We start from the raw sequence: 20,376 nt of genomic DNA, 5'->3' as shown, positions 1-20,376 counted from the left end.
AATCGGGTCCGGGGAATCGGGTGCGGAGGAGAAGTCGGCGGGTGCGCTGCGCGCCTATCGCGTGAAGGGCGTCAGCGCGGTGGCGGGGCCCCGTCCGAGATATTCCGAGAGCGTCCGGCGGGCGGCCGCTTTTGCTTCGCTCGCCGTGCCGAACCAGGCGTCCTGGCCGGGCTTCTGCTCCCATTCCCCTCTGACGAACAACGCTTCGTATTCATGGCGGAGCATGGACCACATGGCCACGTCGTGATATTCGCCCTTGAAGAACTTGCGTTCCCTGAGGACTCCTTCGAGGACGAAGAACCGGGTGCGCATCACCATCTGGAGCATCGGTTCGTTGAACAGGCCCACCCAGAACTGGAGCCGGTGCGCGCCCAGGTCCTCGAAGAGGTGCTCCACGACGAGGCCGAAGCCCTCGGCGCCGTAGCCCCGCGACCACAGGTCGCTGCTGCCGATGGCGCCGCTGATCTCGAAGGTCGTGTCCCGTTCGCCGCCGACGCGGTGGAACTTCACCATGCCCACGCGCTCCCCGTCCAGGGACCGCATCGTGCAGAAGCGCGAGCCCGACGCGGCGTCGGCGCGCAGCGTGTCCACCGTGACCCGCTCCGACACGTCGCCGGTGAGGGCGGCGACATCTCCGTCGGGGCTGAGCCATTTCGCGAATTGGCCGTAGTCGTCGGCGGTCGCATATCCGAGCTCGACGCGGCGTCCGACTCGAATGGCCTCGCTGGTCTTCGGCGTCTCGATGGTCATGAACTCCTGCTTTCCCAGTGAGTGCGGCCATCGTTGCCCGGGGCCGGTCCCGCGTCAACCATTCACGCGGATTCCGCTTCATCCCCCGCGGTGCAGGCGCAGTTCATCTGTGGCTGCTCTGTATTCCGTCTCGCCGGCGGGACACACTGGTGCCACACTTCTGTGGATTCTCGGCCCGGGAGCGACAAGCCGGAAGTGACATGTCGGCAGCGACAAGGGGGAACGCCTGTGCTCACACATTCCCGCGATCTGTATCTGGACCTGATGAAGAAGGTCGTCACCAACACCATCTATCAGGACAACGCGCACGGCTGGGTGCGGAACAAGGATTTCGACGCCGGCCTTCCGAGCATCGAATACGACGACGAACTCCGCGCCGGCGGCCGGGACATCCCGCGCGTCGCGCACACGATGATCGGCGGCAAACGCCTCGACAACGTGCACGCGTGCGTCGAGCAGGTCCTCTCCGACGACATCCCCGGCGACCTCATCGAGACGGGGGTCTGGCGGGGCGGCGCCACGATCTTCATGCGCGCGGTGCTCAAGGCGTACGACATCAAGGACCGCACGGTGTGGGTCGCCGACTCCTTCGAGGGCATCCCGAAGGGCGACCCGGTGCGGTACCCGGGCGACGACCTGGCGCCGCTGTACCGCTTCAACGACGTCTTCGGCGTCTCGCAGGCCATCGTGGAGGAGAACTTCCGCCGCTACGGACTCCTCGACGACCAAGTGCGGTTCCTGCCCGGCTACTTCCGCGACACGCTGCCCGACGCCCCGGTGGAGAGCCTGGCCGTGCTCCGCATGGACGGCGACCTGTTCGAGTCCACGATGGACGCGCTGGTGCACCTCTACCCCAAGCTGTCCGTCGGCGGCTATGTGATCGTCGACGACTACCGCGCCCTGCCCCCGTGCCGGGTCGCCGTCTACCAGTACCGCAGGGAGCACGGCATCACCGACCCCATCGAGGAGATCGACGGGGTCGGTGTGTTCTGGCGACGTACGCGGTGACCAGAGGACGTCGGGGTCAGGTCGCGTAGGCCCCCGCCGCGTACCGCTGACGGCACAGGCCCCGCTGGATCTTGCCGCTGGTGGTGCGCGGCAGCGTCCCCCTGCGGACCACCACCGTGGCGTGGACCGCGAGCCCGTGCTGGCGGCTCACCGTCTGCCGGATGCGTTCCGTGAGGGCGTCGCGGTCGGGCTCGGGCAGCGCCGTCATCGCCGCGTCGGCCTCCATCAGGACGATGAGCCGCTCCGTCGGGTCGCCCTCGACGCCGATCGCCGTCGCCGCCACCGGCGCCACCGACTCGACGGTCGCCTCGATGTCCTCCGGGTAGTGGTTGCGGCCGCGCACGATGATGACGTCGTCCATCCGGCCGACCACATAGAGCCCGCCGTCGTGTGCGAAGCCCCAGTCGCCCGTCCGCAGCCACCCGTCGGCGTACACGCGCGCCGTCCGCTCCGGCGCCCGCCAGTACCCGTCGGTGCGATTGGGGCCGGCCACCCAGATCTCGCCGACCCGGCCCGTGGTCTCCCCGCCGGTCGCCGGGTCCGCGATCCGCACCCGCACCCCGGGCACCGGCGTGCCGTTGCTCACCAGCTGCACCGCGTCCGGCCCGTCCGGCACCGGCCGCACCTCGCCCGCCGTGAGGGCCGCCCGGTCGAAGTGGGCGCCGACCGCCCCGGTCCCGTTGGGCGTCATCGTCACGGACAGCGTGGCCTCCGCGAGGCCGTAGCACGGCACCGGCGACCGGGGGTCGAGGCCCGCGTCGGCGAACGCCGCCACGAACGCCGCCACCGACCGCGCGTGCACCGGCTCACCGCCGATGGCGAGCGCCCGCAGACCGCTGAGGTCCAGCGACGCCACCTCCTCGGCGGTGACGCGCCGCACGCAGTGGGTCAGGCCGAAGTTGGGCGTGACCGTCCAGTCGGCGCGGTAGTCCGACAGGGCGCGCAGCCAGCGGTAGGGGCGGTGCAGGAAGCCCATCGGGCTGAGGTGCACCATGTGCATCCCGGCGCTGAGAGGGCTCGCGATGGCGCAGACGAGCCCCATGTCGTGGAACAGCGGCACCCAGGACACGGCCGTCGTCGCCGGCATGAAGCGCGAACGCATCTGGTACGCCGCCGCCGACAGGTTCGCGTGCGTGACCCGTACCCCCGCGGGCGCCCCCGTGGAACCCGACGTGTACTGCAGGTACGCCACGTCGTCGGGAGCCGCGGGCGGGCGCCGCCACTTCGACGCCCGGTGCGCGGGCACCTCGTCGACGTGCAGCACGGGCCCCTGCTGCCACCCCGTGCTGCTGAGCGCGTTGCGCACCGCCGGGCGTACCTGCGACGTCGTCAGGACACAGCCCGGCGTGCTGTCCCGCAGCACCGAACGCAGCCGCGTCTGGCTGCGGAACAGCTCCGGCGCGTACAGGGGCACGGCGATCACCCCCGCGTACAGACAGGCGAGGAAGGCGACCACGTAGTGCTCGTCGTGCGGGCACAGGACCGCGACGCGGGCCCGGGGCGGACACGCCGCCTGGAGCTCGGCCGCGACCGCCCGGGCCCGCTCGTCGAGTTCGCGGTACGTCAGCGTGACGACGGTGTCCGTGCGCCGGGCCCCGCCCCGCACCCGGCGGTCGCCGAGCACGGTCACGGCGGGCGCGTCGCCGCGCTCGGCCGCCAGCCGGCCCACCGTGTCGGCCAGATACTCCAGGCCGACCGGCTCCGGCCCGAGCGTCGACAGCGCAAAGCCCGTGGTCGGCGTGTGCGCGGTGCGGGGTGCCTCGGTGCTCATGGGCGCTCTCCCAGGGTGTCGCCGATACGGGCTGCGGACGCTTCGAGCTCGCTGACGGGCAGCAGCATCTGCGTCGCGGCGAGCTCGCGGTACAGCGCGTCCTCGCTCAGCAGCTCCTCGTGGGTGCCGACGGCCCGGATGCGGCCGCCGTCCATCACGACGATCCGGTCGGCCATGCTCACGGTGGACAGGCGGTGCGCGACCACCACGACCGTGGTCTCGGCCGTGATGCCGGTGATGACCTCCCGCAGGGCGTTCTCGTTGCGGGCGTCGAGCTGCGAGGTGACCTCGTCGAGCAGCAGCAGTCGCGGCCGGCGCAGCAGCGCGCGGGCCACGGCGACCCGCTGGCGCTCACCGCCGGACAGCTTGGTGCCGCGATGGCCGACCTCGGTGTCGAGGCCGTGCGGCAGCCGCGCGACGAGCTCGCCGAGGCGGGCCTGGTCGACGACGCGGCGCAGCTCGTCCTCCTCGACGTACGGCATCCCGATGCACAGGTTGTCGCGGATCGTCCCGGCGAGGACGGGCGCGTCCTGCTCGACGTAGCCGATGGCGGCGCGCAGCTCGCCGAGGTCGAGTTCGTGGACGTCGCGGCCGTCCAGGCGCACGGTGCCGCTCTGCGGCTCGTAGAACCGCTCGATCAGCGAGAACACGGTGGACTTGCCCGCGCCCGAGGGACCCACGAACGCGGTCATCCCGGCCGCGGGGATCTCGAAGCTGATGCCGTGGTGCACCACGGGCCCGTCGCCGGGATAGCGGAAGACGACGTCGTGGAACGACAGCGACGCGGGCGCGGGCGCGCGGTCGGAGGGTGCCGGGGCCGGGCGCGGCGCGCTCTCCGGCTCGGTGCGCAGCCGCAGCAGCTCGCTGACGCGGGACATCGCCGCGGCCACCACGTTGAACCGGATCATCGCGGTGACCAGCGCGCCCAGCGGCGGCACCAGGTAGAAGAGATAGAGCAGGAACGCGATCAGGCTGCCGAGGCTCATCGCGCCGGACGCCACCCGGGCACCGCCGACGCCGAGGACGGCGAGGAACGCCACCTGGATCGTCACGGTGATGAACGCGCCGACGAGCGAGTCGAGCCGGGCCACCTTCAGGCTGTGCCGCCAGGCCCGGCGCGCGCCGCGCTCGGCGATCTCGGCCTCGCTGTTCTCCGCGCCGGACGCCTTGATGGTGCGGAAGGTGCCGAGCGCCCGCTCCAGGGCCGTGCTCAGCTCGGCCACGCCCTCCTGGGCGCGGCGCGCGGCGCTCTCCAGCTGCGGCAGGCCGGTGGCGACGAGGATGCCGCCGAGCAGCACCACGGCAAGGGTGGTGAGCAGCAGCACCCAGTCCATGACGCCCATCAGGACGAGGATCGCGACGAGCATCACCGAGCCGTTGACGGTCTCCACGATCGCGGTCGTGACGGCGCTGCGCATCAGCGTGGTGTCGGCCGTGGCCCGCGACATCAGGTCGCCCGGCGCGATCTTGTCCGTCTCGGAGACCCGCAGCCACAGCACCCGCCGGATCACCTCGCGGCGGGTGCTGAGGACGACGGACTCGGAGACCCGCATCAGGATGAACGTGCCGATCGCGCCGACCACCGCCGACACCAGCACGAGAGCCGTCAGCGCGATGAGCGCGGCCATGACGGGGGAGCGCGACTCCAGGTTCTCCACCACGGACTTGGCGATCACGGGCTGGATCAGGCCGGAGAAGCCGCCGAGCAGCGAAAGGCCGCCGCCGAGCAGGATGAGCCTGCGCTGGGGCCGCAGATAGCGGAGCATGTCCCGCCACGCGTCGGGGCGCAGAATGGCCGGACGGCCGGACTCCGCGGGCTCCGCGGGCTCCCGCTCGTCCGGCGGGTCGGTCTCGCGCGCGGTGTCAGGCGCCGTACCCAGCATCTGCGCTCTCCTCCTCGCGTTCGATGAGCTCCGTCGCGAGGCGCGCGAGGACGTCGCGGGCACCGCGCACCTCGGGCGCGAGCGGCCGGTCGGCCGCCAACGCGGGCGAGACACGGGCGAGTTCGGCCCAGACGCCGGGGGAGTCGTCGCTCTTCCCGGTCAGCGCCGCGTACTGCGTCACCGCGACGGCGAGCGAGCCCACGACCAGCCACGCCTGCTCGATGGCGTCGCTCACGGCGTTCGCGCCGTTGAGGGCCATCGGCACATGGTCCTGGTTGAGGCCGTTGCTGGGCAACGCCGTCAGGCCCGCGGGATAGACGAGCTGGCGGATGCGGGCGACGAAGGAGGTCGCGCTGAGCTGCACCCCGGCGAGACCGCTGCCGCGACCGGGCACCGGGGTGAGCATGGGAGGCTTGCCGCCGTTGGTCTCCGGCAGGCACAGCAGGGCCAGTTGGCGCTCGGCGAGGAACGCGATCTGCTGCAGGCACAGGCCGATCTGGTCGGACGCGAGGCCCACCGGCATCGCGTGGAAGTTGCCCGCGTGCAGGAACTCGCCCTCGTAGTAGACCGGGTTGTCCGTACAGCCCACCGCCTCGCGGACCAGGATGTCCTCGAGCACGGACAGCTGGTCGACGACCGCCCCGATCACCTGCGGCGCGCAGCGCAGGCTGTACGGCTCCTGCAGCGGCCGCGCCGGATCGCGGCGGTGGTCCGGCGGCAGGTCCTCCCTGATCCACCGGGCGGCGACCAACTGCCCCGCCTGGCCCCGCGCGTGACCGACTCCGGGGTGGTACGCCTGCGGGCTCGCGCCGAGCAGCGTCACCGCACGCGCGGTGAGCGCCGCGACCGCGCGGGACAGGCGCAGCACCTCCCGGTGGTTGAGCAGGGTGACGGCGAGGCTCACGCTGGTGCCGTTGACGAACGACAGGGCCTGCCGGGCCCGCCAGGTCACCGGGCGTGCGCCGAGCGCGGCCAGGGCCTGTGCCGACGGCCGCACCCGCCATTCCCCCGAGCCGTCGCGCAGCCACGCCTCGCCCTCCCCCGCAAGGGCGAGCGCCGCGTGCGCGAGGGGCTGCAGGTCACCGCTCGCGCTGACCGTGCCGTCGCGCGGGATCACCGGAGTGAAGCCCTGGTTCCACAACTCGGCGACCCGGTCCCAGAATTCGGGCGACACCGCCGAGTGGCCGAGCCGCATGCTGTTGAGCCGGATCCACAGCACCAGGCGACAGACCTCCGGGGACAGCGGCTGCCCCTGCCCGCTGCCGAGGTGCGCGATGAGCCCGCTGCCCTGGTCGGTGTCGGACGCGGCGGCCGCGTACTCGACCAGCGGGCCGAAGCCCCGCGTGACCCCGTACACCTGCTCCTGGTCGGCGAGGGCCCGGGCGAGCCGGTCGACGCCGGCCCGCATGCGCTCGGCCTCCAGCGGGCTGCACGGGCGCACCCGGGCGTCGGGGCGGGCCTGGCGCACGATGTCCGCCAGGCGTTCCTTGGGCGACTCGGCTACGTCTGTGATCATGTCGCGGCTCCTGCGTCAGCGGGGCGGGTGGGGTGGATCCGGCGCGGCAGGCCGGTCGGGGAGCGGTCGATGCGGTCGACGATGTGCACGTGGCGGGGCTGGACGGTGAGGTCGTGGCCCGCGATGAGCGCGCGCACCCGGGCCCGGTCGAGACGACGGCCGGGCGGCGGTACGACGTACAGCTCCAGGTGCTCGCCGCTGAGTTCGTCGGCGACGGGCAGGCAGGCCAGGTCCGCGCAGTCGACGACCGCGCGCAGCGCACGCTCGACGGCGCGGAGGTCCACCCGGCGCCCGTTGATCTTCACGAGGCCGCCGCGCCGGCCACTGAAGCGGAACCGGCGTGCTCCACAGGGCCGTACGAGGTCGTCGGTCTGCCAGGTGGGGAGCGGGGCGAGGCCGGGGCGGGCGGCGAGACGGGGGCTGCGGACCGTCAGGGGGACGTCCGCGTCGGCGTCCGGGGCGCCGACGCCGTCGTCGCCTTCGTCGGGGTCGTGGGCGCCGGGGACGAACTCCACGTCGTCGAACAGGTCCCAGGGCGGGTCGTCGGGACCCCACTCCCGCCAGGCGATGCCGCCCGTCTCCGTGGACCCGAACACCTCCCGCACCGACACCCGCCCGGGACCCGCCTCCTGGACGAAGTCCTGCGCGGCCGAAGGCAGCATCGCGGTGCTGTGGAGCACGGCGACGCGCTCGCGGGCCTCGATCCACGCGCGCTTGCGGCGCAGCGCGGAGAACGACCAGGGCACCGCGACGACCGCCCACCGGCCCACAGGGGACGGGGGCAGCGCGCCGAAGAAGTGCGGGCGGTACCAGACGGGGAGGCGCAGTCTGGCCGGGACGAGCAGGGTCGCGAGTGCCCCGTACACATGCCGGGGCGGCGCGAACGACAGGACGGCCTCCGGGCGTTCGGGCCCGAGGAGCGCGGCCAGCATGCCCGCCTCCTCCCACAGCTGGTCGCGGGTGCGCCGCCAGCACTCGCTGGGTCCGGTCGTGCCGGACGTGTGGAAGTCCAGGGTCGGGGGCAGTGTCCGGCGCACCAGATCCCCGGCGTCCTCGTCGAGCAGGTCCCAACGGACCAGCCAGGGGCGCTCGTTGACGCCGGGAGCGGCGGGGCCCGCGGCCAGGAGTTCGTGCGGGGTCAGCTCGGGATGGCTCACCAGGTCACCTCGTGTCGTCACTGACTGTGTTCAACCCGTTCCCGCACCAGGTCGACGAGATCCTGCACGGTGGTGATCGTGGCCAGCTCCTCGTCGGGTATCTCATCACCCGCCTGCCGCTGGAGCGTGAAAGCGATCTCCACCATGGAGAGGGAATCGATCCCGAGATCGTCCACCAAGGACTTACCGGGCTCCACCTCTTCGGCCGGAATTCCGGCTACTTCTTCCACCGCTTCGGCGACGAATCGAAGTGCGGCGCTCTGGTTCATGAGTGCGTCCATGGCTATCTCCTATTTCATCGATGCGGGAACGGTCAATCCACTCCTGTCCCGATCCCATTGGAAAATGTCGGGAAACGGCTCGTCGTGCCCGGTCAGAAGTGTCGTGGAAGAAATGGCGACGGGTTGTTGTCCACTTGTGGTCCAGGGGCGTGCGCCGGTAAGAACACGGAAGTTGTGGGGTCATGACGGCGGCATCACCACGCGTCCGCGCCGTGCCTCCCGCCGACCGTCCCGCCGGCGGGACGCCGTGCCGCGTCCCGGACCGACCCTGCCCACCGCCGCCGGGAACCGGCCCCGACGCCGGTCCCGCGCATCCGGAACGGCCTGCCCGCGCGGTCCTGCCGCCTCCGGGCCGACCACCCGCGTTGCGAAAAGCGCAGGCGCGCCCGGACCCGCCGCATGACACGGCGACGCGCCGAAACCGCGGGAATCAGACCGTGCCGGAAGGCGATCAACCGCATGCTCCGGTCCGGGATCGCCGTCGGCCCATCCGGAACAACCGGCCATTCATTCCCCTGGACACCGCGCCGTGACCTGCCGCAGACTGCCGGAGTCTCGGGACGACTCGGGGCAGGTGAGAGTACAGCACGCTCACACGGAGGATGTCTTGCCAAGCAAGAGGCACGGGGGAATACCTCCCGGCGTGAGGCCGCTACCGCACTCGATTCCTACAGCGATTCCCAACCAGATTTCCCATCAGATTCCCAGAACCATTGCGGGAGGGCTGCCCAGAGACCACAATCCATCGAACGTGCAGGACCGTAAATTCGGATCGCAGTTGCATGTGAACGCGTCCGTGGTGGCCCGGCGCACCTCGCTCGACCTGCCGGCCGACCTCCCGCTGGACCGCTGGCGCAGCCTCGGCACGCACATCGCCGTCATCGCGGAATCGTCCAGCTGGTGGCTCGGGGACTGGCTCATCTACGGCCAGGCCCACTACCCGGACCGCTACAAGATCGCCCTCGCCGACACGTCCCTGAGCTACCAGACGCTGCGCAACTACGCCTGGGTCGCGGGCCGGTTCGGCGTGGCACGACGGCGCGGCCGGCTCAGCTTCCAGCACCACGCCGAGGTGGCGGGTCTTCAGGAGCGGGCCCAGGACCACTGGCTGGAACAGGCCGAACGGCACGGCTGGTCCCGCAACGAACTGCGCCGCCACATCAGGGAGAGCCTGCGCGCACCCGAAAGCAGACCGCCGGTGGAGTCGGCGACGCGGCCGGGGCAGAGCGAGAAGCAGGCAGCCATCCGCTTCAAGATCACGACAGAGCGGCGCATCCGCTGGCAGAAGGCCGCGGCCAACCAGGGCCAGGCGCTCGCCGAGTGGATCGTCGCCGTACTCGACCGCTGCGCGCCCGCGACGGTGCGCCCCGCCGACGGCGCCACCGCCGACCTCCCGCACCACCCGGTCCTCGCCGGGCGCGCGCTGGAGGAGTGCGGCGCCGCCCACGCGCGGTGCGGGCCACTGGAGCCCGCGGCGCCGCAGCCGTAGCGCGACCAGCCGACCCCGAGCGAACCGAGGACCAGTGACCATGGGCATCAAGGTCTGGAACTACCTTGCGGAGTACGAGGCCGAGCGCGCCGACATCCTCGACGCCGTCGACACCGTCTTCCGCTCCGGGCAGCTGATCCTCGGTCAGCGCGTCGGGGACTTCGAGCGGGCGTTCGCGGACTACCACGGAGTACCGCACTGCGCCGGTGTCGACAACGGCACCAACGCTCTCGTCCTCGGGCTGCGCGCGCTCGGGGTCGGCCGCGGCGACGAGGTGATCACCGTCGCCAACACGGCGGCACCCACCGTCGTCGCGATCGACGCCGTGGGCGCGACGCCCGTGTTCGTCGACGTGCACCCCGAGACGTATCTGATGGACGTGGACCGCGTACCGGACCTCATCACCGAGCGCACCAAGTGCCTCCTTCCGGTGCACCTCTACGGCCAGTGCGTCGACTTGGCGGCGCTGACCGAGCACGCGGCCGCGTACGGGCTCGCCGTCCTGGAGGACTGCGCGCAGGCGCACGGCGCCCGGCGGCACGGCAAGCTCGCGGGAACGACCGGGGACGCCGCCGCGTTCTCCTTCTACCCGACCAAGGTTCTCGGCGCGTACGGCGACGCCGGGGCCGTCATCACCTCCTCGCCCGCCGTGGACGCGGCGCTGCGCAGGCTGCGTTACTACGGCATGGAGGACCGCTACTTCGTCGAGGCCACCCCCGGCCACAACAGCCGCCTGGACGAGGTGCACGCCGAGATCCTGCGCCGCAAGCTGACCCGGCTCGACGACTACCTGGCCGCGCGCCGCGCGATCGCCGCCCGCTACGCCGAAGGCCTGGCCGGCACGGACCTCGTGCTGCCCGCCCTGGCCGACGGCAACGACCACGTGTACTACCTGTACGTCGTCCGCCACCCCCAGCGCGAGCGGATCATCGCCGAGCTGGCCGCGCGGGACATCACGCTCAACGTCAGCTACCGCTGGCCCGTCCACATGATGAAGGGCTTCGCCCACCTCGGCCATCGCCGGGGCGACCTGCCCGTCACCGAGCGGGCCGCCGACGAGATCTTCTCGCTGCCCATGTACCCGTCGCTGACCAAGGCCGAGCAGGACCTGGTCGTGGAGGCGCTGCGGGACGTGCTCGCCGCGCTCTAGCCGGCGCTCCGGTCGGCCTCTCCGGCCGCTTCTCCGGTCGGGCAACGGGCCCTGGACCAACGGTGTTCCGTGGGAGGTGCCGTCATCGTCACGTCACGTCGAGCCGCTTCGGTCGCGGCGGCTTCGGAGAGGGTGGCCAGGGCCGCCGCGAGGCCGGACCCGGCCGCCACGACCGCGGACCCGGCCGTCGCGGTCGCGGACCTGGACGCCGGGTTCGCCGCCTGGTGGGCCGAACGCCGCAGCGCGGCCCGACTGTCCGTCGCCCCCGTCCCCTTCCGCGAACTGCCGCAGTGGTCGTTCACGCGGGACGGCGACCTCGTGCACGACAGCGGCCGCTTCTTCACGGTCTCCGGGATGCGCGTGCGCGGCCCCGAGGGCTCGGGCCGCGACCAGCCGGTGATCGTACAGCCGGAGATCGGCGTGCTCGGCCTGCTGGTCAAGCACCTGGACGGCGAACCGCACGTGCTGCTCCAGGCCAAGGCGGAGCCGGGCAACATCGACGGCATCCAGCTCTCGCCCACCGTCCAGGCGACCCGCAGCAACTACACCCGGGTGCACCGGGGCGGCGCGACCCGCCACCTGGAGCACTTCACCGGACCCGGGCGCGGCCGTGTCCTCGTCGACTCCCTCCAGTCCGAACAGGGCGCGTGGTTCTGGCGCAAGCACAACCGGAACATGGTCGTGGAGCCGGTCGGGGAGGTCGCCGAGCACCCCGACTTCCGCTGGATCGCACTGCGTACGGTGCGGCTGCTGCTGCGCGTGGACCATCTGGTGAACATGGACACACGTTCCGTACTGGGGTGTCTGCCCCCAGGACCCGTGCTCAGCGAGCCCGTGCCCCGCGTGTCCGCGCTCACCAGCTGGCTCATCGACGCCAAGCAGCACTGCCCCTGGTACGCCGGGCCGGTCCCGCTCGCGGACGTCGGCGGCTGGACGCGTACGGAGACGGAGATCGCCGACGTCCGCGCGCGGTCGTTCCGCATCATCGCGGTCCGGGTGGAGGCGGGCACCCGCGAGGTACGGCAGTGGGCCCAGCCGCTGCTCGCGCCCCGCCGCCCGGGCCTCGCGGTGTTCCTGTGCCGCACCAGCGAGGGCGTGCGGCGGGTCCTGGTCCGGGCGCGGACCGAGCCGGGCCTCGGCGACCTCGTCGAGCTGGGCCCCACCGTCCAGTGGTCCGACGACACCGGGCCCGCCGTGCCGGAGGAGGCGGGGCCGTTCGACGGCTCGGCGCTGAGCGGCGATCCGGCGTGCGTACGGTTCGACGCGGAGCTGTCCGAGGAGGGCGGCCGCTTCCACCGGGCGGCGACGCGCTACCGGATCGTCGATGCGGACCCGTCGCTCCCGTCCGACGACGCCGAACTCCCGGACGACTACCGCTGGCTGACGCCTCATCAACTCCACGCGCTGGTCGCGCGCGGCCACCACGTCAACGTCCAGGCACGCAGCCTCCTCGCCTGCCTGGCGTCCCTCCCGTGAACCACCCTGTGCCCCCGCGGAACCTCGCGAACCCCGTCGAAAGGAAAGGTGCCGTGCGGACAAGCGAGTTGGGCGTACGCGGCGCGTACGCGTTCACTCCCACCGTCTTCCCCGACGAACGCGGCCTGTTCGTCGCTCCCTACCAGCGGCCCGCGTACACCCACGCCGTCGGCGGCCCGCTGTTCCCCGTGGCGCAGACCGGGCACAGCCGGTCCCGGCGCGGGGTCGTCCGCGGCGTCCACTACACCCGCACCCCGCCCGGCATGGCCACGTACGTGCACTGCGCCCGCGGCAGCGCGCTCGACCTGGTCGTCGACCTGCGTGTCGGCTCACCCACCTTCGGCCGCTGGGACTGCCTGGTCCTGGACGCGGAGACGTTCCGCGCCGTGCACCTGCCGGTCGGCGTGGGCCACGCCTTCCAGGCCCTGGAGGACGACACGGTGATGGAGTACCTGCTCTCCGGCGGTTACGCGGCCGACGACGAGAAGGCGGTCTCGGTGACCGACCCCGCCCTCGCCCTGCCCCTCCGCGAGGACCTGCCCCGCCTCCTGTCCCCTCGCGACCAGACCGCCCCCACCCTCGCGGCGGCCCGACGAGCGGGCCTGCTGCCGGAGTACGACACCTGCCTGCGCCTCGACGCCCGCCTGCGGGAGGCGGCGCTCGCGGGGGCGGGGGCGCGTGAGGGGGAGCGCCATGGGTGAGGGGGCCGGCGGGGGCGCCCTGGGCGGTGGCGGGGGTGCCACTGGCCGCACCGGAGGCTTCGGCGGGAGCAGTGCTTCCGGCGGTACGAGCAGTGGGCTCGGCAGCGCTGGTGGGACCGGTGCGTCCGGTGGGGGCGGCGTCGGCGGGGCCGTCGCGAAGGGGACTGGCGGGTTGCACGGTGAGACGGCCACTGGTGGGTCCGGCGGGATCGGCACTGGTGGGTCCGGCGGCGCCGGCACCGGCAGGTCCGTCGCTATTGGCGCTGCCGGGTGGTCCGGTGAGACCGCCACTGGCAGGTCCGGTGACGCCGGCACTGGCGGGTCTGGCGACACCAGCACCGGCAGGCCCGCCGGGACCGGCTCCGGCAGCTCTGCCGGGACCGGCACTCGAGGCTCTGCCGGGACCGGCACCGGAACCGGCAGCTCCGCCGATACCGGCACCTCCTGGGGCCCCCTCCGCGACCGCCCGTCCGGCGGCGCGGCCCCGCCCCGCGTCGCCGTCCTCGGCGCCTCCGGCTTCCTCGGTTCCGCCGTCGCCGCGATGCTCGCGCGGCGGCACCTGCGCCTGCGCCTGGTGGCCCGGCGCCCCAGCGCGGTCCCGGCCGGTGCGGTGGCGGATGTCGAGGTGTGCGAAGCCGACCTCACGGACGCCGCGAGCCTGGCCGCCGCCGTCGGCGATGTCGACGCGATCGTCCACCTGGTGTGCCACCGGTCCGGCGCGCGTGCCTGGCGCACCGACGACGACCCGCTGGGGGAGTGGGTGAACGTCGGCATGGTGCACGCGCTCGTCGACATCCTGCGCGCGGCCCCGGGAACGCGACGACCGGCGTGCGTCTTCGCCGGGTCGGCGAGCCAGGTGGGGCTGACCGCGCGGGACCGCGTCGACGGCACCGAGGAGGACCACCCGGCCAGCGGCTACGACCGCCACAAGTCCCTGGCCGAACGCGCGCTCCTCGACGCCACCCGCGAGGGCGTGCTGCGCGCGGTGTCCCTGAGACTGCCGACGGTCTACGGCGAGAGCCGCACGCCGACCGCCGCCGACGGTGGCGTGGTGACGGCCATGGCCCGGCGCGCCCTGGCAGGCGAGCCCCTGACGGTGTGGCGGGACGGCACGATCGGCCGGGACCTGCTGCACGTGGACGACGCGGCCCGCGCCCTCGTGACCGGCCTGGACCGCGTCGGCGAACTCGCCGGACGGCACTGGGTGGTGGGCACCGGCCGCATGACCACGCTCGGCGACCTCTTCCGCACGGTCGCCCGACTCACCGCCGACGCCACCGGTCGCCCCCCGGTCCCGGTCGTCACGGTCGAGCCCCCGGACCACGCGACCCCCGTCGACTTCCACAGCTTCACGGTCGACGCGACCGCCTTCCACGAGGCGACCGGCTGGGCACCTCGGGTGCCGCTCCAGGTGGGGTTGTCCCGAACGGTGTCCGCGTTGGCGCGGGACGGGGGAGCGGGGGAGGCGTGGGGAGTGGGCTGGCCGAGCGAGGTGGGAGAGGCGGAGAGGCTGGGCGGGTCGGACGCGGCGGGCAGGTCGGGCTAGCGGCTGGTCCGGCGAGAGGGATGGGGGCGGGCCGCACGGGCAGGTCGGTCCGGGCAGGCGGTCAGGCCGGACAAGCCCCCGGGCCGGAGCGGAGTCACGTACCGCACAACGCCCCCGACGCCCGGTCCCTCAGTGCCCCATCCCCAAGCCCCCGTCCACCGGCACCACGGCCCCCGTGATGTACCCGGCGTCCGGCCCCGCGAGGAACGCCACCACCGACGCCACCTCGTCCACCGTGCCGACGCGGCCCAGCGGTACGCCCTCCGTCATGGCGGTGAGTCGGGCCTCGGGCAGGGACGCCGTCATGTCGGTGTCGATGAGGCCGGCCGCGACGACGTTCACCGTGATGTTCCGGGGCGCCAGCTCCCGGGCGAGGGAGCGGCCGAAGCCGATGAGGCCCGCCTTGGAGGCGGCGTAGTTGGTCTGGCCCGCCGTGCCGAGCAGGGCGGAGACCGAGGAGATCAGGACGACGCGGCCCCGGCGCGCCCTCATCATGGGGCGGACGGCGCGCTTGGCGACGCGGTAGGCCCCGCCCAGGTTCGTGTCGAGCACGGCGGCGAAGTCGTCCTCGGCCATCACCGCGAGCAGCCGGTCACGGGTGATGCCCGCGTTCGCGACGAGGACCTCCACCGCGCCCTGCTCCGCCTCGACCTCCTTGAACGCGCGGTCCACCTGCTCCGGGTCCGTGACGTCGCACCGCACCCCGAACAGCCCCTCGGGCGGCGGGCCCGAGCGGAACGTGACCGCCACCCGGTCGCCGCCCGCGGCCAGACGGCGGGCGACCGCGAGCCCGATCCCCCGGTTGCCTCCCGTGACCAGAACCGAACGTGCCATCGCTTCCTCCCCCGTATCGCGCGGACTCGCCCTGTCGCACCCGCCGCGGCCTATGCCGAGCGGCGGAGCACCAACTGCTCGATCCCGTCCAGGAGCCGCTCGAGGCCGAACTCGAACGGAGCTCCGGAGTACGGCGTGCCACCCGCCGCCAGCGCCCGGCTCAGAGCCGGATAGTCGTCGAAGTCCACGAGCCGCCCGAGGACCTGGTCGCGTTCCCGCGTGTCCTCGGACTCGGACGCGGACTCGGCTGCGGCCCCGGTGGCGGTGCCGTACGCGGCGGCCGGTCCGGCGCCGGGCACAGGGCGATCGGCCCCCGGCCCCCGCAGCCGCCCGAGGCCCCGCACATACGCGTCCACCGTCTCGATCGCCGACAGCTTCTCCGGCTCGCTGAGCCCCGTGCAGTCGAAGATCCGCAGCGCCGAGTCGAGCCAGCGCAGCATGTTCGGGCCCGGCACCTGCTCGGCCGCGCCCAGCTCGAGGACCCAGGGGTGGCGGCGGATCTCCCGCCAGTCGTCGTGCGCGAGAGCCGTGAGCTTGGCGCGCCAGTCGCCGGGCCACTCGTGCGGCAGGGTCCGGCCGATCGCCACGGCGTCGAGCATCAGGGCCTCCAGCTCGGCCCGCCCCGGAACGTACGTGTACAGCGAGGCGACGCCGACGCCGAGGCGCGCGGCGACACGGCGCAGCGACATGGCGGCGGGGCCCTCCCGCTCGGCCACCTCGATCGCGGCCTCGACGATCCGGTCCAGGGTCAGCCCGCGCGCCGGTCCGCGGGAGCCACGCGTGTCGCGCCCCCAGAGCAGCGCGAGCGCGCGCTCCAGCGGGGTCGATGCGGTCAGCGGATCCGTCACCGTGCGGCACCCTCCGGCTCGTACACCGCCACGAGCGGCGCACCTTTTGCGATCACCACGAAACTCAGTATACCGTTCGGAGTTAACCGAACAGTGCTCGGAGATGCGGCGGAGTCAGTCGCGTCGGTCGGAGGTTGGGGCGGACACATGATCGGAGACATTCCCGCGGCGGCCACGAAGAGCCCGCGGGCGCCCCGGCGGCGCGAGGAGCGGACGCTGCACGCCGCCGCGTTCACCAACGGCCCGAACGAGCTCTTCGACTTCATCCTGCCCCTCTGGGCGGGCGCGGCCCTCGGCCTCAGCGCCACCGAGGTCGGCATCCTGATGGCCGTCGAGATGGCCCTCTCCGTGATCGCCCGGCCGATCGCCGGCGTGCTGTCCGACCTCTTCGAGCGCCGGTACGTCGCCGCGACGGGCGCGGTCCTGTACGCGGCCTCCGCCGCCGGTTACGCCCTCGCGCAGAACGCGGCCGCCGCCTACGCCGCCGCGGCGGTCGGCGGAGTGGGCGGCGCCCTGCTGTGGGTCGCCGTCCGCGCCATCATCAGCGAACGCCTGGCGGAGGACTCCGCGGTCTTCCCCCGGCTCCTCGCCTCCCAGGAGACCGGCTCCTGGGTGGCCTTCGTCGCGGGCATGGTGCTGATCGGCGAGATCGGCTTCGACGGGGTCTTCTGGGCCTGCGCGGGGGCCTGTCTGCTCGCCGCCGCGCTGCTGCTCTCCGCGCCCCGCAGGCAGGATCCGGCGGCCGTGCGGGGCGGGGGAGCGGGCGGTGCCCCGGGGGCGGCCGAGCCACAGGGCGCGGTGGCCCCGGAGGGTGCGAAGGGCGCGGCGGGCTCGGCCATCGCCGGGCTCGGTGCCGTCGGGCGCAGGCTCCGCCCCATGCTGCTCGCGGTGGTCGTGACGATGACGGCCGAGGCGGCGATCTCGCTGCTGCTCCTGATGCACCTCCAGCGCGAGTTCGACCTGGAGGTGATCCAGGTCGCGTACGTCTTCCTGCCGGGCGCCATCGCCATGAGCGTCGCCGCCGAGCGCCTGCACGGCTACGTGGTCCGCTTCGGCCGCACCCGCATCCTGATGTGCGCGTCGTTCGCCAGCGCCGCCTTCGCGGCCGGACTGGCCTGGGCGCCGAACCCCGTCGTCATCGCCGCGCTGTGGATCCTCAGCGGGCTCGCCTGGGCCGCGGTCATCCCCATCCAGCAGGCCGTCATCGCGGAGGCGTCGGGCGAGCACACGGGCCGGGGCATGGGCGTGTACGAGTCCGCCAACCTGCTCGGCGCGCTGATCGGCGCCCTCACGGCGGGCATGCTGTACGACGGCGCCGACTGGACCGTCGCCTGCCTCAGCGCGGCCGCCCTGATCCTGGTCGGAGCCGTCGTCGTGCCCCGCGCGGTACGGAGCCTCGGCGTCGCCGACGTACCCCCGCCGCCGCCCGCGCCGGAAGCCGAAGCCGAGCGCGCACCCGAGCCCGCGCCGCGCGCGAAGAGCTCCCTCGCCAAGGACTCCGCCGAGAAGAGCACCGCCGAGAAGAGCACCGCCGCGAAGCGTGCGCCCGCGAAGGAGGAGCCGTCGAGGACCCGGGAGCAGCTGCTGCGGGAACTGGGGCGGCACGCCGTCGTGTTCACCGTCGTGCAGGTGCTCCTGATGCTCGTGGGGCTCTCGTGGCTGCGCGATCTGGTCACCCAGGACACCCTCGACGTGCTGCTCCACGGCGGCGGTCAGGAGTCGGGCTTCGCCCGGGTCGTCGAGGACGGCGGCAAGATCTGGGTGTTCGTCATGGTCGGGCACGCGCTGTGGGCCGGTGCGAAATGCCTGGCCATGGCGGTGGGCCGGGGCGGACGCGACTGACCGCGCGGCTCTCGGGCCCGCGCCGCCGGTGCCGGGCGCGGGCATCGGCACGTGTCAGCGGTAATCGGCCAACTCTTGTTTAATGCAGGGCAGTTGCATTATTCTCCGCCCGTCGGGTATGCCAAGGGCAAGAACGTGCCACCCCTGTCCCCGGTGGCGACAGCTCATCGCTCAGACCCCGCCGGTGGATCGCGAAGACTCACCCCGGAGCCGCACTCACGGTGCCATGAGGGGGAACGATGCTCGAGGACCACGCCGAGTTCGGCCTCCGTGCCGAGGTCCGGCAGGAGCGGCTGGTCGTCGTGTTCTGGGGCGAGCTGGACATCCTCGCGGACGAGGTTCTCGCCGCCCCGCTCACGCGACTGGCACGGGAGAACCACCGTGACCTGGTCCTTGACCTGCGGGCGGTGTCGTTCCTCGACTGCGGGGGGCTGACGCTGCTGTGCCGCGCTCGGGACGGGGCACAGCGGCGTCAGGCGGGGGTCGTCCTTGTCGTCGACAACCCGTTCTTCCGTAAGATCCTCCGGCTGGCGGGCCTCGCGGACACGTTCGAGATCGCCGGGGATCTGGAGAGCGCGCTCACCGCGGGCGCGGAGGGTTCACCGGTGTGACGCCGGGTCCGATTCCCGCGGCCCGGCCCCGGCCTCCCCGCCCGCGGACCGGCTGAGCCCGAGGCTCAGCCCTGGCCGTTCTCGGCGTTCTCGCGCTGCTTCTCCTTCAGGCGCGCCGCTTCCTTGCGGACGTCGGCCTGCGTGCCGCGCTCCCGGCGCAGCCAGTCGGGGTTCTCCGTCTTCAGGGCGTCGATCTGCTCCGTGGTGAGCGCTTCGGTGACGCCGCCGCGGGCGAGGCCCGAGATGGAGACGCCGAGCTTCGCCGCGACCACAGGACGCGGGTGCGGGCCGGTGCGGCGGAGGTCCTGCAGCCACTGGGGCGGGTCGGCCTGCAGTGCGTTGAGCTCGGCCCGCGAGATCACGCCCTCCTGGAACTCGGCGGGGGTGGCCTCGAGGTACACACCCAGCTTCTTCGCCGCGGTCGCGGGCTTCATCGTCTGGGTGCTCTGGTGCGACGTCATGGTCACCAGGGTATCGAGCGCCTGAGCGACCTCTGACCACGCCGGGTAGCCTGGCGGGGTGACAGGCTCGGAAGTGACCCCTTCGTTCCGGCTCGCCTATGTCCCGGGGGTGACACCCACAAAGTGGGTGCGTGTCTGGAACGAGCGGCTGCCCGACGTCCCCTTGACCCTCGTGCCCGTGGCGCCCGCCGCCGCCGACGCGACGCTGCGGGACGGCGCCGCCGACGCCGGTCTGGTGCGGCTGCCCGTCGACCGGACGGTCCTCAGCGCCATCCCCCTCTACACGGAGACGACCGTGGTCGTCGTCCCCAAGGACCACGTCGTGACGGCCGCCGACGAGGTGGACGCCGACGACCTGGCCGACGAGATCGTGCTGCACCCCGAGGACGACACCCTCGACTGGGAGAGCCTGCCCGGCCGCCCCGCGCTGGAGCGCCCCGCCACCACGGCCGACGCGATCGAACTGGTCGCGGCGGGCATCGGCGTGCTCCTCGTACCGCAGTCGCTGGCCCGTCTGCACCACCGCAAGGACCTCACCTACCGGCCGGTCACCGACGCGCCCCAGTCCAGCGTCGTCCTGTCGTGGCCGGAGGACGCCACCACCGACCTGGTGGAGGAGTTCATCGGCATCATCCGCGGCCGGACCGTCAACAGCACCCGTGGCCGCCGGGCCCCGGCCGCGCAGGCGAAGGCCCAGAGCGCGGAGAAGGACGGCGCGCGCCGCAAGAGCGGGACGGGCAAGGCCGGGGGCAAGCAGGGATCCGGTACGTCGACGGCGGGCAAGGGTACGGCGCGCAAGGCGTCGGCGGGCAAGCCCGCCGGGGGCAAGGCCACCGCGGGCAAGAACCCGCGGCGCGGCACCGGCGGCTCCCAGGGCGCGAAGCGCGGGAAGCCCCGCCGCCGCTCGTAGCGGTCGCCCTCCGGGGCTGCGTGGCGTCCGGCCCCGGACCACCCACGGAGCCGTACCGCACCCGCTTACTCGCCAGAGCCGCACCCCTGTACTCGCCATAGTCGTCCCGGACCGCCCCACCCGTCCCCACGCCCCCTTGCGG

18 protein-coding genes are annotated in these 20,376 nt (G+C 73.2%); 9 read left to right on the top strand and 9 right to left on the bottom strand.

What is annotated here, in order from left to right; translation table 11 throughout:
• Positions 1 to 54: 54 nt before the first annotated feature.
• Positions 55 to 750 (bottom strand): GNAT family N-acetyltransferase, encoded by a 696-nt coding sequence (locus tag AB6L24_RS02555; RefSeq protein ID WP_405651587.1) that lies wholly within the window; start codon positions 748 to 750, stop codon positions 55 to 57.
• Positions 751 to 978: 228 nt separating this feature from the next.
• Here AB6L24_RS02555 and AB6L24_RS02550 point away from each other — a divergent pair, with 228 nt between their 5' ends.
• A complete protein-coding gene (locus AB6L24_RS02550) occupies positions 979 to 1,758 on the top strand; it encodes a TylF/MycF family methyltransferase (protein WP_240044781.1) in 780 nt (259 codons plus the stop codon).
• 16 nt (positions 1,759 to 1,774) lie between these two features.
• Here the strand turns inward: AB6L24_RS02550 and AB6L24_RS02545 are convergent, their stop codons facing one another.
• The 5 genes from AB6L24_RS02545 to AB6L24_RS02525 are packed head-to-tail and all read right to left on the bottom strand — an operon-like array spanning position 1,775 to position 8,366.
• Positions 1,775 to 3,529, bottom strand: coding sequence for a fatty acyl-AMP ligase (locus tag AB6L24_RS02545; RefSeq protein WP_405651583.1), 1,755 nt, complete (start codon positions 3,527 to 3,529; stop codon positions 1,775 to 1,777).
• The gene (locus AB6L24_RS02540; RefSeq protein WP_405651581.1) at positions 3,526 to 5,412 is read right to left on the bottom strand and encodes an ABC transporter ATP-binding protein; all 1,887 of its coding nucleotides are present in this window, start codon (positions 5,410 to 5,412) and stop codon (positions 3,526 to 3,528) included. The genes AB6L24_RS02545 and AB6L24_RS02540 overlap by 4 nt, the downstream gene beginning before the upstream one ends.
• The gene (locus AB6L24_RS02535; protein ID WP_405651578.1) at positions 5,393 to 6,928 is read right to left on the bottom strand and encodes an aromatic amino acid lyase; all 1,536 of its coding nucleotides are present in this window, start codon (positions 6,926 to 6,928) and stop codon (positions 5,393 to 5,395) included. Before AB6L24_RS02535 ends, AB6L24_RS02540 begins: the two co-directional genes overlap by 20 nt.
• Positions 6,925 to 8,085: a hypothetical protein gene (locus AB6L24_RS02530; RefSeq protein WP_405651576.1), complete on the bottom strand. Its 1,161-nt coding sequence runs from the start codon at positions 8,083 to 8,085 to the stop codon at positions 6,925 to 6,927. The genes AB6L24_RS02535 and AB6L24_RS02530 overlap by 4 nt, the downstream gene beginning before the upstream one ends.
• Before the next feature lie 17 nt (positions 8,086 to 8,102).
• Entirely contained in the window at positions 8,103 to 8,366 is a 264-nt protein-coding gene (locus tag AB6L24_RS02525) for an acyl carrier protein (RefSeq protein ID WP_078618763.1), read from the bottom strand.
• A gap of 751 nt (positions 8,367 to 9,117) precedes the next feature.
• Here AB6L24_RS02525 and AB6L24_RS02520 point away from each other — a divergent pair.
• The 5 genes from AB6L24_RS02520 to AB6L24_RS02500 all read left to right on the top strand — a co-directional run bounded on the left by AB6L24_RS02520 (position 9,118) and on the right by AB6L24_RS02500 (position 14,728).
• The gene (locus tag AB6L24_RS02520) at positions 9,118 to 9,855 is read left to right on the top strand and encodes an LmbU family transcriptional regulator (RefSeq protein WP_405651573.1); all 738 of its coding nucleotides are present in this window, start codon (positions 9,118 to 9,120) and stop codon (positions 9,853 to 9,855) included.
• Between the two features lie 40 nt (positions 9,856 to 9,895).
• Complete coding sequence (locus AB6L24_RS02515; RefSeq protein ID WP_405651570.1) at positions 9,896 to 11,005, top strand: DegT/DnrJ/EryC1/StrS family aminotransferase; 1,110 nt, start codon at positions 9,896 to 9,898, stop codon at positions 11,003 to 11,005.
• A 132-nt stretch (positions 11,006 to 11,137) separates the two neighbouring features.
• A complete protein-coding gene (locus tag AB6L24_RS02510; RefSeq protein WP_405651567.1) occupies positions 11,138 to 12,481 on the top strand; it encodes an NDP-hexose 2,3-dehydratase family protein in 1,344 nt (447 codons plus the stop codon).
• Positions 12,482 to 12,534: 53 nt separating this feature from the next.
• Positions 12,535 to 13,182: a dTDP-4-dehydrorhamnose 3,5-epimerase family protein gene (locus tag AB6L24_RS02505; protein WP_125262555.1), complete on the top strand. Its 648-nt coding sequence runs from the start codon at positions 12,535 to 12,537 to the stop codon at positions 13,180 to 13,182.
• Complete coding sequence (locus tag AB6L24_RS02500) at positions 13,175 to 14,728, top strand: NAD-dependent epimerase/dehydratase family protein (RefSeq protein WP_405651564.1); 1,554 nt, start codon at positions 13,175 to 13,177, stop codon at positions 14,726 to 14,728. Before AB6L24_RS02505 ends, AB6L24_RS02500 begins: the two co-directional genes overlap by 8 nt.
• Positions 14,729 to 14,857: 129 nt before the next feature.
• On the opposite strand, the gene fabG is transcribed toward AB6L24_RS02500, so the two are convergent.
• Both fabG and AB6L24_RS02490 read right to left on the bottom strand, forming a co-directional pair.
• Positions 14,858 to 15,562, bottom strand: a complete 705-nt coding sequence (gene fabG, locus AB6L24_RS02495; RefSeq protein WP_405651562.1) for a 3-oxoacyl-ACP reductase FabG — start codon at positions 15,560 to 15,562, stop codon at positions 14,858 to 14,860.
• Positions 15,563 to 15,612: 50 nt separating this feature from the next.
• A complete protein-coding gene (locus tag AB6L24_RS02490) occupies positions 15,613 to 16,410 on the bottom strand; it encodes a TetR/AcrR family transcriptional regulator (RefSeq protein WP_405651559.1) in 798 nt (265 codons plus the stop codon).
• A gap of 147 nt (positions 16,411 to 16,557) precedes the next feature.
• Here AB6L24_RS02490 and AB6L24_RS02485 point away from each other — a divergent pair, with 147 nt between their 5' ends.
• Both AB6L24_RS02485 and AB6L24_RS02480 read left to right on the top strand, forming a co-directional pair.
• Complete coding sequence (locus AB6L24_RS02485) at positions 16,558 to 18,252, top strand: MFS transporter (protein WP_405651556.1); 1,695 nt, start codon at positions 16,558 to 16,560, stop codon at positions 18,250 to 18,252.
• 239 nt (positions 18,253 to 18,491) lie between these two features.
• Positions 18,492 to 18,863, top strand: a complete 372-nt coding sequence (locus AB6L24_RS02480) for an STAS domain-containing protein (protein ID WP_405651553.1) — start codon at positions 18,492 to 18,494, stop codon at positions 18,861 to 18,863.
• A 65-nt stretch (positions 18,864 to 18,928) separates the two neighbouring features.
• Here the strand turns inward: AB6L24_RS02480 and AB6L24_RS02475 are convergent, their stop codons facing one another.
• Positions 18,929 to 19,324 (bottom strand): DUF5997 family protein, encoded by a 396-nt coding sequence (locus tag AB6L24_RS02475; RefSeq protein ID WP_405651550.1) that lies wholly within the window; start codon positions 19,322 to 19,324, stop codon positions 18,929 to 18,931.
• Positions 19,325 to 19,382: 58 nt separating this feature from the next.
• Here AB6L24_RS02475 and AB6L24_RS02470 point away from each other — a divergent pair, with 58 nt between their 5' ends.
• A complete protein-coding gene (locus tag AB6L24_RS02470) occupies positions 19,383 to 20,234 on the top strand; it encodes a LysR substrate-binding domain-containing protein (RefSeq protein ID WP_405651548.1) in 852 nt (283 codons plus the stop codon).
• Positions 20,235 to 20,376 lie beyond the last annotated feature (142 nt).

Origin of the sequence: Streptomyces sp. RK9, assembly GCF_045070545.1 — a bacterium.
GTDB classification, from domain to species: domain Bacteria; phylum Actinomycetota; class Actinomycetes; order Streptomycetales; family Streptomycetaceae; genus Streptomyces; species Streptomyces alboflavus.
This window is presented reverse-complemented; position numbering and strand designations above follow the sequence as displayed.